Origin of the sequence: Flavobacterium sp. SLB02, from assembly GCF_009664855.1 — a bacterium.
GTDB lineage: Bacteria > Bacteroidota > Bacteroidia > Flavobacteriales > Flavobacteriaceae > Flavobacterium.
The window spans coordinates 3644406-3657999 of the sequence record NZ_CP045928.1; the positions used below are offsets into that span (position 1 = coordinate 3644406).

Sequence of the window (13594 nt, forward strand, 5' to 3'; positions counted from 1 at the left end):
TAAGTTATGACTAACTTCAAGATTTTAATTTACCTTTATAAAAATACAAGCAAATGGACTACATTGACTATTATAAAGTATTAGATATCACAAAATCGGCCACTGAAGCCGAAATTAAGAAGGCTTATCGAAAATTAGCCCGAAAATATCATCCTGATTTGAATCCGAATGATAAAGAGGCTGAAAAAAAATTCAAGGAAATCAATGAGGCAAACGAAGTTTTAAGCAATTCTGAAAACCGTAAAAAATACGACAAGTACGGGAAAGACTGGAAACATGCTGATGAATTTGAAAAAGCCGGTTACGATCCTAACCAACAACAATATTCCAGACAACAGCAAAGCGGCAATCAAAGCTATTCTGATTTTGGCGGAGGAGATTTCTCAGGAAGTGATTTTTCTGATTTCTTCAATTCTATGTACGGTTCAGGTGGAAGAAGCTCCAGAGGGCAAGCCAAATACAGAGGACAGGATTTTAATGCCGAATTACAGCTTGACTTAGCTTCTGCTTATACCACGCACAAACAAAATCTGACGGTAAATGGCAAAAATATCCGAATTACAATTCCGGCCGGAGTCGAAAACGGACAAATTATAAAAATCCCTAATCATGGCGCTCCCGGAGCAAATGATGGACCAAATGGTGATTTGTATATTACTTTTTTAATTGATAATAATTCAGATTTTAAACGCGAAGGCAATAACTTATATGCCGATGTTGACCTTGATTTATACACAGCCATTTTAGGTGGAGAAATCTATGTAAACACTTTTGACGGAAAAGTAAAAATAAAAGTAGCTCCGGAAACACAACCCGGAACAAAAGTAAAACTAAAAGGAAAAGGCTTTCCGGTGTATAAAAAAGACAATCAGTTTGGTGATTTATACATTACCTATACTTTAAAACTTCCGACCAAATTATCGGCAAAAGAAAAAGAATTATTCGAAGAATTAGCTAAATTAAGAAATCATGAATAGTAAAAACTTAATTCAAATAAAACAATTTTGTATGTATCACGAAATTGAAAACACTTTTATAACGGAGCTTCATAATTATGGTTTGGTGAAAATTATTTTTCTGGAAGAAGACGAATATTTACAACCGGAACAATTACCCGCCGTAGAAAAAATGATTCGTCTGCATTATGATCTAAAAATCAATTTAGAGGGTATTGATGTCATTGCAAATCTTTTGGACAAAATCGAAGTATTGCAGCAAAATCTTACTGTAACTCAAAATAAACTTCGCCTTTACGAACAGCATCAAATTGAGTAAGTTTTTTTTTGCCACAGATTAAAATGATTGTAATGATTATTTAATTACTGCCACGAATTACACTAATTCTCACTAATTTTAATTCACTTAATTTATAAAATTCATGACAAAAAAATATCTACAGCATTAATCATTTTAATCCGTGAAATCTGTGGCAAAAGAAAAAGAAGATCTACTCCTCAAAATATCACAAAAAAAGAAAGATATAAGAAATGATTTCAACTCCATAATACTCTTTTTCATCTGCATATTTTATAAATTGCAACGAAATTAACTAACCGGAATTTGATTTTAAATCGAAAAAACAAATTCAATAAAATTAGAAGAAATGAAAAGAGAAAACATCTTAACAGGATCACCTTGGGAAGACAAAATGGGATATTGCCGTGCAGTACGAATTGGTAATATTATTGAAGTTTCAGGAACTGTGGCTATTGTTGATGGTGAAAAAGTAAAAGCCGATGATGCTTATGCTCAAACCTATAACATCCTGGAACGTGTTGAAAAAGTTTTGGAAGATTTGAATGTTGGAATGAAAGACGTAATTAGAACGCGTATTTTCACTACTGACATTTCTACTTTTGAAGAAGTAGCAAGAGCTCACGCTTCATTTTTTAAAGATGTAAAACCTACAACAGGTTTTTATGAAATCAGTAAACTCGTTGCACCAGAATATTTAGTTGAAATTGAATTTACAGCTGTTGTGCAGTAATATTTTTTTAGCCACGAATTTCACTAATTTTCGCAAATTATTTTTTTGCCACAGATTAGAAAGATTTAAAAGATTATTTTTGATCACAAATTTTAAAATTTAAAATTCGTGATAATTCGTGAAATTCGTGGCAAAAAACTAAATTTAATGAGCTTTCAAAACCCAAAACAAATACTTTTTACGATTTTCAAATGGATTCTCATTTGTGTTTTGATAGGTATTTTGTCCGGATCTGCTTCGGCTTTTTTCTTGGTTGCTTTAGAGTGGGTTACACAATTTAGAATTCACCACGACTGTATTATTTGGCTATTGCCTTTTGGAGGATTATTAGTCGGACTGAGTTACTATTATTGGGGAGAATCTGTCATAAAGGGCAATAATTTATTACTGGAAGAATACGAAAATCCCAAGAAGGTTATTCCGTTTAAGATGGCTCCTTTGGTACTTTTAGGAACTTTACTAACCCATTTATTTGGAGGTTCTGCGGGTCGCGAAGGTACAGCCGTTCAAATGGGAGGCGCCATTGCAGATCAATTCACCAAGATTTTTAATTTAGATCATTCCCAAAGAAAGATTCTAATTATCCTCGGAATCAGTGCCGGGTTCGCATCGGTTTTTGGAACTCCGTTGGCTGGGGCAATTTTTGCTTTGGAGGTTTTATATTTCAGTAAAATCAATTTTAAAAGTATTATTCTATCCTTTTTAGTGGCTTACGCTGCTTATTTTACGGTAGAATTCTGGCAGGTAAAACATACACATTACAACATTCCTGTTGTTCCAGAAATTACTCTTACGAATTTATTTTATGCAATTTTTATTGGCATTTTATCCGGTCTTGCAGCTTTATTATTTTCCAGAAGCACTCATTTTTGGGGATCTCTTTTTGCTAAAATAAAATATCCGCCACTACGCCCTTTTACAGGAGGAGTAGTTCTGGCGATCGCCATTGCAGGTTTTGGGTTTACAAAATTTGCAGGATTAGGTGTTCCGGTAATTGTAGATTCCTTTTCGAATGCCAATGCGTGGTATGATTTTTTACTTAAAATTCTATTCACAGGATTTACCTTAGGGGCAGGTTTTAAAGGCGGCGAAGTAACTCCGTTATTTTTTGTAGGCGCCACTTTAGGAAGTGCTTTATCGCTAATAATTCCGCTACCAATAGCGCTTCTGGCAGGTTTGGGGTTTGTAGCTGTATTTTCAGGCGCAACCCACACTCCTATCGCCTGTACCATTATGGGTATGGAACTTTTTGGCATTCAACCCGGAATATTTATCGCCATTGCATGTACAATAGCGTACTTTTCATCAGGTTCTGTGGGGATTTATAAATCGCAAATTGTCAAAGGAGCAAAATATAAGCTGTATCAGAGATTAAATTCTAATTTTTAAATTTCAAATTAAAATTAAAATTCTAAATTCAAGTATTAGCAAGAATTTCAATTTTCAAAATAAAAAAATCCGTTTGAATCTGCGTTTTCGCTTTAGCGAATCCGTTTTATCTGCGTATAAATTTAAATTCCAAAAAGAAAAAATCCGTTTAAAATCCGCGTTTTTGCTTTAGCGAATCCGTTTCATCTGCGCACAATTATCGCATTTGTACAATCAACTCTATTTCAGAAAACTGAAAAACTGAGACTGATCCCGATAGCTATCGGAAGCGACCGAAAACTGTCAACTAATAAAAGTGTGTTAATCTGTAAAATGATTTCAACATTACATTAAAAAAATGTAAATTCGCACACTATGAAAATACAAGATATTCAAGCGATACGATTGTTACTCGCCACCCCAAAGAAAATCGCCATAATTCCGCATAGAGGTCCTGACGGTGATGCTATGGGTTCAACCCTAGGTTTATACCATTTTTTATTAAAAAACAATCACCAGCCAACTGTGATTGCTCCCAATGATTTTCCTGATTTTTTAGCCTGGTTACCAGGTTCTGAAACCGTAAAAATTTTCGAAAAAGACACTGAAAACTGCACCAAAATATTAGAAGAAGCTGAGCTGATTTTTACATTAGACTTTAATGCTTTTCACCGTACAGGCGAAATGGAACATACTTTAGCAAAACTAACGGCTCCGTTTATCATGATCGACCACCACCAAAAACCGGATGATTATGCCGCTTATACCTATTCTGATACTTCTTTTGGATCAACTTGCGAAATGATCTATAACTTCATTTCTTTCTTAGGAAAAAAAGAAGATTTAGACAAAACCATTGCTACTTGCATCTATACCGGAATATTAACCGACTCCGGTTCTTTCCGTTTTCCGGGAACAACAGGAAACACGCACAGAATCATTGCCGAGCTAATTGATCTAGGAGTCGAAAACACTCAGATTCCTGTTTTATTATTTGATAATAGTTCATACAGCCGTTTGCAATTATTAGGTCGTGCTTTACAAAATATGAAAGTGCTTACAGAACATAAAACTTCTTATACTTCGCTTACTCAGGCAGAACTGGATTCCTTTGATTATGTAAAAGGTGACACTGAAGGAATCGTTAATTACGGATTAAGTATAAAAGGTATTGTTTTTACTGCTATTTTTATCGAAAATAAAGACGAGAAAATCATCAAGATTTCGTTTCGTTCACAAGGAGGATTCGACGTGAACCAATTTGCCAGAGATCACTTTAATGGTGGGGGACATAGCAATGCGGCCGGCGGAAGATCTGACGTTTCGATGGCAGAAACCTTGAAAAAATTTGAAGATTTAGTAAATAAACTAAAAATATAACCTTATATGAACTACTTAAAACTAAGCATTTACACCCTACTTTTTGCTGTTTTATGGGTAAGTTGTAAACAACACGAAGAAGCCAGAAGACCTATATCTCAGGCTTCCGGTACTTTCATGAAAAAATCGGTGGACAGAAACAAAAAGTTAGTGGCCAACGAAGAAGATGTTATAAAAAAAATAATCAAGAGTAATCCAAAAATAAAATATTACGCTACCAGAAAAGGATATTGGCTGTATTACGACGAAAAAAACACAACAGATCTTTCGACACCTAAAAAAGGAGATATTGCCTATTTTAATCTGGAAGTAAAAGACATAGAAGGCAAAATTATTTATTCTGAAGCTGATCTTGGTCCACAAACTTATTATGTAGACAAACAGGAAATCATGATGGGATTGCGCGATGGTATCAAAATGATGCATAAAAATGAAACCGTAACTTTCCTGTTTCCTTCGCATATTGCCTATGGATATCATGGAGACAACAAAAAAATAGGAACCAATCAATCCTTAATTTGTACTGTTACACTTCGTAATTTTGTACCGGATCCAGCAGCTAAACCAACGCCTGCAGCGGGTCAGACTCCAACTCCAACTGCTCCAAAAACTGTAGCGCCAAAACCTGCAGCTCCAACTAAAAAAGATACAATAAACCCATAAAACAACATTTTAAAAATGAAAAAGAGTATTCTATTATTACTTGCTGTTACCGTTAGCTCATTATATTCTTGTAAAGACGAGCACAGCAACCTACCTGATGGTCTATATGCAGATATTGAAACCAATAAAGGGCATATTATTGTTGAATTAGATTATACAAAAGCACCTGTTACTGTCGCTAACTTTGTCACTTTAGCCGAAGGTAAAAACGAGTTTGTAACAAAAGACTATCTAAAAAATAAACCTTTTTTTAATGGATTAAAATTTCATAGAGTTATTGAAAATTTCATGATTCAGACTGGAGATCCTGAAGGAACTGGTTCAGGAGATACTGGATATAAATTTAAAGATGAAATCACGGATTTAAAATTTGACAAAGCAGGAGTTTTGGCAATGGCCAATAATGGCCCCGGAACAAACAGCAGTCAGTTTTTTATCACGCACGTTGAAACTCCATGGTTAGACGGAAAACATACTATTTTTGGACATGTTGTAGACAAAGGTCAGGAAGTAGTAAATCAGGTAAAACAAGGCGATACTATTGTTGCCGTAACTATTATCAGAAATGGTGAAGCGGCTAAAAAGTTTGATGCTGTAAAAGTATTTCACGATTATTTCTCTGAAATTGCTAAAGAAAAAGGCAAATACGCCGGAGTTCAAAAAGAAAAAGTAGCTTATTTTGCTTCTGTTAAACCAAAAGCTACTAAAACAAGTTCAGGTTTAGAATATTTAATTACTGAAAAAGGAACAGGAAAAAAACCAACTGCAGGAACTCAATTGTACATTAACTATTCAGGTTTCTTAGAAGACGGAACTTTGTTTGATTCAAGCGTAGAAGAAGTTAATAACGCTTTTGGGAAATTTGATGCAGCAAGAGCAGAACAACACGGCTATCAGCCAATCCCGTTTCAGGCAGGCCGTAAAGATGGTATGATTCCTGGGTTTATTGAAGGAATCGAGCAACTTTCATTTGGAGATAAAGCGATACTTTTTATTCCGTCTCACTTAGCTTACGGAGCAACTGGTGCAGGAGGAGTTATTCCGCCAAACGCTAACATTATTTTTGAAATTCAATTATTAGAAAAGCCACAATAATTATATATAAAAGATTAACGTAGACTTAAATTTGGAACACATGAAGTTTAAATTTCTATTTTTATTTTGCCTGGCAGTATTAAATATTCAGGCTCAGACAAAGAAACCCTTAGCAAAACCAAAAGCGCCTGCAACAAAAGCAGCGACAAAAGTGGCTCCGCCAACCAATCCAAACGATGGAATTTTTGCTACAATATCAACTACAAAAGGAGATATTGTACTTTCATTAGAATATGTAAAGGCACCGGTAACGGTAGCTAATTTTATTTCGCTGGCAGAAGGAACCAATCCTAATGTAAAAGTGGAAAGACTGAAAGGAAAACCTTTTTACGACGGATTAAAATTTCACAGAGTAATCAATGACTTTATGATTCAGGGTGGAGATCCGGACGGAAACGGTTCTGGAGGCCCTGGATATTCTTTTAAAGATGAATTTGTTGAAGATCTAAAATTTGAAAAAGGCGGTGTTCTTGCTATGGCAAATTCTGGCCCTGCTACAAACGGAAGCCAGTTTTTTATCACGCACAAAGAAACTCCGTGGTTAAACGGAAAACATACGATTTTTGGTCATGTAGTTTCAGGAATGGATAATGTAAACAAAATTGTTCAGGATGATATCATGACAAAAATTACCATTACCCGCAAAGGTGATGCTGCTAAAAAGTTTAATGCTGTAAAAGTTTTAGCTGATGATGCAAAAAAACAAGAAGCTAAAAACGCCGAATCTCAAAAAGTCGTAACTGAAAAAGCAGCTTATTTTGCCGCTACTAAAGCAAAAGCGACTACAACTGCATCAGGTTTAAAATATGTAGTTACAAAAAAAGGAACTGGCGTAAAAGGAGCCGAAGGTTCTAATATTTATTTCCACTATGCAGGGTATTTTGAAAATGGAAATCTTTTTGACAGTAGCATTGCAAGCGTAGCAAAAGCTTATGGCAAATACGATGCAAACCGCGATGCCCAAAAAGGATATCAGGCGTTTCCTTTTACAGTGGGTAAAAAAGACGGAATGATCCCTGGTTTCATCGAAGCATTAGATATGATGACTGATGGAGAAAAAGCAATCTTCTTTCTTCCTTCAAATTTAGCTTACGGAGAAAAAGGTGCCGGAGGAGTTATTCCACCTAACTCAACTTTGGTTTTCGAAATTGAAACCTACCAAAATCAGCCTGCAGCAAAATAAGATTTATTGTATCAGAATATAATTTAAACCCATCAAAATATAAAATCTTGATGGGTTTTTTATTTTATCCAATTCTGTCAAATTCACAATATTAGAGTGTGAATTAGGCCGTAAACCAAACTCATTATAATGTTTCTCCCTGTTTTCTATTAAATCCTAAACAAAATAGCTTACCTTTGCCGGCTTTATTTTTTTAATCAATATCAATTAAGATGTCACAAAACAACGTATTAAAGGGAGTATTTTTAGTAGCAATAGGTGCTACAACTTACGGAATGTTAGCTACTTTCGTAAAAATGGCCTATTCAGAAGGATATACAACTGCCGAAGTAACCACATCTCAATTTATATTAGGAATCATTGGTATTTTATTGATAAACGCTTTTCAAAAAGCAAAACACAAAGATAAGGTTGTAAAAGCGACCAAAAAAAATATATTCAGTTTAATGCTTGCCGGTACATCATTAGGTATGACAAGTTTATTCTACTATCTGGCAGTAAAATACATTCCGGTTTCTATTGGTATTGTTTTATTAATGCAAACCGTTTGGATGGGAGTTTTACTGGAAATGTTTTTAGAAAAAAAATTACCATCAAAACAAAAAGTAATTGCTGTGATTATTGTACTTATTGGTACTGTTCTGGCTACCAATATCATTCACAATGATGTAGATCTTGACTGGCGTGGTCTTGCCTGGGGAGTTTTGGCAGCCGCATCCTTTACTACAACAATGTTTACGGCAAATAGCGTTGCTACCGAAATTTCATCGGCACAACGTAGTTTATATATGCTTTTAGGAGGAGCTGTAATTGTATTTTCATTCGCAATTGCTACTCAGGTTACTCCTTTTAACTTTGAGATCTTCATGAAATGGGGAATTATCTTAGCTCTTTTCGGAACTATTATTCCTCCTATGCTTATGACTGCAGGTTTTCCTTTAACCGGAATTGGTCTAGGAAGCATTGTTTCTGCACTTGAACTTCCTGTTTCTGTAATGATGGCTTATGTATTATTAGATGAACAAGTTATTCTTTCTCAATGGATTGGAATTGTCCTGATCATCCTTGCCATAATTATTATGAACGTCAATTTTAAGCGTAAAAATTAACTTATTTTACAAGTATCTAAAAAAAAGAGACTTGTAATGTAATAATTGTTAATTTTTTCATAAATTCGTGACAAACATTTAATTATCATGAATTTACCTTGGCATTTATATTTAATGGCTGCGCTCTATATTATTGCCGGATTAAATCATTTTAGAAATCCCGGAATGTATATCAGAATCATTCCACCCTTTTTCTCCAACCCCAAATTAATAAATATTTTAAGCGGAGGTGCCGAAGTTGTTCTTGGCATACTCCTAATGGTTAATTGCACAACAAATTTTGCTGCCTGGGGAATTATTGCATTACTAATTGCAGTCTTTCCTGCAAATCTTTTCATGTATCAAAATAAAAAAGCAAGTTTTGGTTTACCAAATTGGATTTTATTTATACGCTTGCCCTTACAATTTGTTTTGATTTTTTGGGCATACCAATATACCCTTTAACAATCAACTATTAATTAAAATTATTTTTATTATGAAAAAATTATTTGCAGAGTTCTTTGGAACGTATTGGCTAGTTTTTGGAGGTTGTGGAAGCGCACTCTTTGCTGCTGGAATTCCTAATTTAGGAATTGGATTCGCTGGAGTTGCATTAGCTTTCGGTTTAACAGTACTAACAATGGCATATGCTGTAGGGCATATTTCTGGTGGACATTTTAATCCGGCAGTATCATTTGGTTTATGGGCCGGCGGAAGATTTCCGGCAAAAGACCTTGCACCTTACATCATTTCACAATGTGTTGGCGCACTAGCTGCGGCAGGAACATTATTCATCATCTGGTCAGGAAAAGCAGGAAATGCAATCAATAACACACAAGCCGGAGCTTTTGCTTCAAACGGTTACGGAGCATTCTCACCTGACGGATATTCGTTAGCATCAGCATTTATCGCTGAATTTGTGCTTACATTATTTTTCTTATTAGTAATCCTTGGCGCTACAGATAAATTTGCAAACGGAAGATTTGCCGGTATAGCAATTGGTTTGGCATTAACTTTAATTCACTTAATCAGTATTCCAATTACCAATACTTCTGTAAACCCTGCAAGATCTTTATCTCAGGCAATTTTTACGGGAGGTGAGCCATTATCACAAGTTTGGTTATTTTGGGTTGCACCAATTTTAGGCGCAATTGTAGCCGGGTTTTTATACAAAACATTATTACAAAATCACGACGCAGCTTAATCAAATTCAATTAAACTAAAAAAAACATCATATGGCATTCTTATATTTTTTACTTATAGGTGCAATTTCCGGATGGCTTGCTGGCCAAATCTGGAAAGGCGCAGGTTTTGGATTATTGGGTAATATCATCGTCGGAATTATAGGCGGGATCATTGGCGGCTGGATTGCCGGAAATCTTGGCATTGGCGGAGGCGGAATTCTTTGGCAAATTTTAATTGCTGTTGCAGGAGCCTGGGTATTATTGTTTTTAATCAGCCTGATTAAAAAAGCATAAAAAAAATTACCTTATAACGTACTTTTAAAGAGAAAATCAGATATATTTATATTCGGTTTTCTCTTTTTTTATACGCCTATATTTCACATTAATCTCTTCATAGAAAACAGATTACACTTTTTATCAATCTAAATTTTACTTATGAATGATATTATAGCATATTTCAGCACCATTCCGTCTACCCATCGAAGTTTAATTCTGGTGGGAGGAATTACTATCTTTTGGCTCATCGAAAATACTTTTCCACTATTTCAAATGAAATACCGAAAATGGCAGCACGCAGGAATCAATTTCTTTTTGACATTCACTACCATTATCGTCAACTTCGTATTGGCTTTTATTCTCATCAAAACGGCAAACTGGACCACAGAAAATCATTTTGGAATACTGCAATGGCTGCCTCAAATTCCTATTTGGCTTTATACCATCATCGGATTATTACTCTTAGATTTAATTGGCGCTTATCTGGCCCATCTTGTACAGCACAAAATAAAATTTCTATGGCGTTTTCATATCGTTCATCATACAGATACCTGGATCGACACCACAACCGCCAATAGGCATCATCCGGGAGAAAGTATAATTCGTTTTATATTTACTACCCTGGGCGTTTTCATTGTAGGAAGCCCAATGTGGATGATTTTCTTATACCAGAGTTTATCCGTTATTTTCTCGCAGTTTAATCATGCCAATATTTCTATACCAGCTAAATTTGATGCCTTTTTGAGTTATTTTATTATTTCTCCCAATATGCACAAAGTACATCATCATTATGTGTTACCTTATACTGACAGTAATTACGGGAATATTTTTTCGGTTTGGGACCGGCTTTTTGGCACTTTTACAACACTTCCAAAAGAAGAATTAATCTACGGAGTAGACACACATATGGAACCTCAAGAAAACAATAAATTGAAAAATTTATTGCAAATTCCGTTTCAAAAATCAAGATCTGCAAAAAACAGTTAAAATCATTAAAAAAAATATCCCAGATCGAACCAACTAATTATTTTTTTTATTAATATTGATACTTAAATTGAAAATCAATCTATTAATCATTAACCCCTATTTTGAATTAATTTTCACGTGATGAAAAAGAGTAACCGCAAAGAATTGAATTGGGAGCAAACCGAAAAACTTGTTTCGTTAGCCTTAGAAGAAAAAAATCCATTTGAGATCATAAAAAAGGAATTTGGATTGGCAGAAAAAGAAGTTCTGGAAATCATGAAAAAGAAGATGCCACTTGAAAAATTTGAGATGTGGAAAAAAAAGGCAATTGCAAATAAACCAAAACCAAAGCCTGTTAAAATAGATGATTTTGACGAAGATCTGGATGGTAAATATTATATAAAAAATAAACTAGACTAACACACAACTCCTGAAATTCAGGAGTTTTTTTATTATTTTTACTATTAATGTAACTTTTTTATAATTTACAAGTCATATACAAATAACTAAACTTAAATAAATGAAAAAAATACTTTACACCTTAGCTCTTGCAGCAACTCTTTGGAGCTGTAAAACAGGAAGCTCATCTGGTGCCGCAAATGTCGTGGGTGTTAACATTAATCTTATTGATGTAAAAGATGACAAAGTACTGGTGACTGTTACACCTCCTCAAATAAAAACCGACGAAGTAATCTATAGTATCCCAAAAACAGTTCCGGGAACATATTCTACAGACAATTACGGTAAATTTTCGGATGATTTTAAAGCTTTTGATGCAAAAGGCAACCCATTAACAGTAAAAAGAATTGACGATAACTCATGGTCAATTGCTGATGCCAAAAAATTAAAAAAAGTAACCTATTTAGTAGGTGATACTTTTGATACTGAAAAAGGAACCGGATTTGGTAATGACGACGTTTTTTCGCCGGCAGGAACCAACATCAATGCAGGAATCAACTTTATGGTGAATACGCATGGTTTTGTAGGTTATTTTCAGGATAAACTAGATGTACCTTATAAAGTGACCATCACGCATCCTGAAACACTTTGGGGAGCAACTTCAATGAATGATGAAGATGCAAGCAACACAAGCGACGTTTTTACAACTCCGCGTTATGCTGTTTTAGTCGAAAACCCAATCATGTATTCTAAACCGGATTACACTACGTTTAACGTAAACGGAATGGATATTTTAATCGCTGTTTACTCTCCAACAGGAAAATTTACTGCCGAAAGTATTACTCCTGAGATGAAAACAATGATGACAGCTCAGAAAAACTTTTTAGGAAAAGTAAATGCTACTAAAAAATATACTGTTTTATTGTATTTATCAAGCATGGCAAAAGATGATGCCCATGGTTTTGGAGCTCTCGAACACCCTACTGCAACTACCGTTGTTTTACCGGAATCTATGCCAAAAGAAAAATTAGTAGAATCAATGAAAGACGTTGTTTCGCACGAGTTTTTTCATATTGTAACACCATTAACGATTCACTCAAAAGAAATTCAGTATTTTGATTATAATGCACCCAAAATGTCTGAACATTTATGGATGTACGAAGGGGTAACAGAATATTTTGCCAACCTTTTTCAGATCAATCAGGGGTTAATTAGCGAAGCTGAATTTTATACTCGTATTGCTGATAAAATCGAACAGGCAAAAGATCTAAATGATACTATGTCGTTTACCGTTATGAGTAAAAACGTATTAGAGCAGCCTTATAAAGACCAATACTTAAACGTATACCAAAAAGGAGCTTTAATTGGTATGTGCATTGATATTATCATTAGAGAAAAAAGCAATGGCGAAAGAGGAATTCTTGATCTAATGCATAAATTATCTGACGAATACGGTGTAGAAAAACCATTTAATGATGACGAACTTTTTGCTAAAATCACTCAGCTTACTTATCCTGAAGTTGGCGAATTTTTAACCAAATATGTTCAGGGAACAACTCCAATTCCTTACGATTTTTATTTAGCTAAAGTGGGCGTAGGCAAAGCATCAGAAAAAGTTCCGGGATCCATTTTCATCAAAGGACAAGCTCCATATATTGGTGTTGATCAGGTAACCAAAATAATAAGCGTTCGTCCAGGAATTGAACTTAACGTATTTTTTACCAGTTTAAATCTTAAAGCAGTCGATCAAATCCTTACTGTAAACGGTAAAGCGTACAACTTAGACAATATTTATGATTTGATTACAGAAAGTGAAAACTGGAAAGAAAACGATCCTATCACGATTAAAATCAAACGTGACGGAAAAGAACAAACCATCAAAGGAACTGTAAAAGTACCATTCGAAGAAAAAGAAACTTTTAAAGCGACAGATGCTTCAAAAGACAAACTTAAAAATGCATGGTTAAAAGGGTAATTTCTTTTCCTCAAAACATAAAAAAAACCG

General features: G+C 34.6%; 15 protein-coding genes. All 15 read left to right on the plus strand.

Going from position 1 to position 13594, the window contains the following annotated elements:
• The first annotated feature begins 53 nt into the window (after positions 1-53).
• The 15 genes from GIY83_RS13130 (at position 54) to GIY83_RS13200 (ending at position 13564) form a co-directional block, all read left to right on the plus strand.
• Complete coding sequence (locus GIY83_RS13130) at positions 54-977, plus strand: DnaJ C-terminal domain-containing protein (RefSeq protein WP_194615348.1); 924 nt, start codon at positions 54-56, stop codon at positions 975-977.
• 31 nt (positions 978-1008) lie between these two features.
• Positions 1009-1275 (plus strand): chaperone modulator CbpM, encoded by a 267-nt coding sequence (locus GIY83_RS13135; protein WP_229029095.1) that lies wholly within the window; start codon positions 1009-1011, stop codon positions 1273-1275.
• Between the two features lie 328 nt (positions 1276-1603).
• Complete coding sequence (locus GIY83_RS13140; RefSeq protein WP_208681728.1) at positions 1604-1987, plus strand: RidA family protein; 384 nt, start codon at positions 1604-1606, stop codon at positions 1985-1987.
• Between the two features lie 147 nt (positions 1988-2134).
• Positions 2135-3376, plus strand: coding sequence for a voltage-gated chloride channel family protein (locus GIY83_RS13145; RefSeq protein ID WP_208681730.1), 1242 nt, complete (start codon positions 2135-2137; stop codon positions 3374-3376).
• Positions 3377-3730: 354 nt separating this feature from the next.
• On the plus strand, positions 3731-4735 hold the full coding sequence (locus GIY83_RS13150) for a bifunctional oligoribonuclease/PAP phosphatase NrnA (protein ID WP_208681732.1): 1005 nt from the start codon (positions 3731-3733) through the stop codon (positions 4733-4735).
• Between the two features lie 6 nt (positions 4736-4741).
• Complete coding sequence (gene gldI / locus GIY83_RS13155; protein ID WP_208681734.1) at positions 4742-5398, plus strand: gliding motility-associated peptidyl-prolyl isomerase GldI; 657 nt, start codon at positions 4742-4744, stop codon at positions 5396-5398.
• A 15-nt stretch (positions 5399-5413) separates the two neighbouring features.
• Complete coding sequence (locus GIY83_RS13160; RefSeq protein ID WP_208681736.1) at positions 5414-6493, plus strand: peptidylprolyl isomerase; 1080 nt, start codon at positions 5414-5416, stop codon at positions 6491-6493.
• Between the two features lie 40 nt (positions 6494-6533).
• The gene (locus GIY83_RS13165; RefSeq protein WP_208681738.1) at positions 6534-7676 is read left to right on the plus strand and encodes a peptidylprolyl isomerase; all 1143 of its coding nucleotides are present in this window, start codon (positions 6534-6536) and stop codon (positions 7674-7676) included.
• A gap of 212 nt (positions 7677-7888) precedes the next feature.
• Positions 7889-8785, plus strand: coding sequence for an EamA family transporter (locus tag GIY83_RS13170; protein WP_194615340.1), 897 nt, complete (start codon positions 7889-7891; stop codon positions 8783-8785).
• Positions 8786-8872: 87 nt separating this feature from the next.
• Positions 8873-9229 carry a DoxX family membrane protein gene (locus tag GIY83_RS13175; RefSeq protein ID WP_194615339.1) on the plus strand — a complete coding sequence of 119 codons (357 nt, stop codon included), beginning with the start codon at positions 8873-8875 and terminating at the stop codon, positions 9227-9229.
• 31 nt (positions 9230-9260) lie between these two features.
• Positions 9261-9968 carry an aquaporin Z gene (gene aqpZ / locus GIY83_RS13180; RefSeq protein WP_208681740.1) on the plus strand — a complete coding sequence of 236 codons (708 nt, stop codon included), beginning with the start codon at positions 9261-9263 and terminating at the stop codon, positions 9966-9968.
• A gap of 31 nt (positions 9969-9999) precedes the next feature.
• Positions 10000-10242: a GlsB/YeaQ/YmgE family stress response membrane protein gene (locus tag GIY83_RS13185; RefSeq protein WP_194615337.1), complete on the plus strand. Its 243-nt coding sequence runs from the start codon at positions 10000-10002 to the stop codon at positions 10240-10242.
• Positions 10243-10383: 141 nt separating this feature from the next.
• Positions 10384-11211, plus strand: a complete 828-nt coding sequence (locus GIY83_RS13190) for a sterol desaturase family protein (RefSeq protein WP_208681742.1) — start codon at positions 10384-10386, stop codon at positions 11209-11211.
• Positions 11212-11331: 120 nt separating this feature from the next.
• A complete protein-coding gene (locus tag GIY83_RS13195; RefSeq protein WP_055098339.1) occupies positions 11332-11610 on the plus strand; it encodes a DUF2805 domain-containing protein in 279 nt (92 codons plus the stop codon).
• A 100-nt stretch (positions 11611-11710) separates the two neighbouring features.
• Entirely contained in the window at positions 11711-13564 is a 1854-nt protein-coding gene (locus GIY83_RS13200) for a peptidase M61 (RefSeq protein ID WP_194615335.1), read from the plus strand.
• Positions 13565-13594 lie beyond the last annotated feature (30 nt).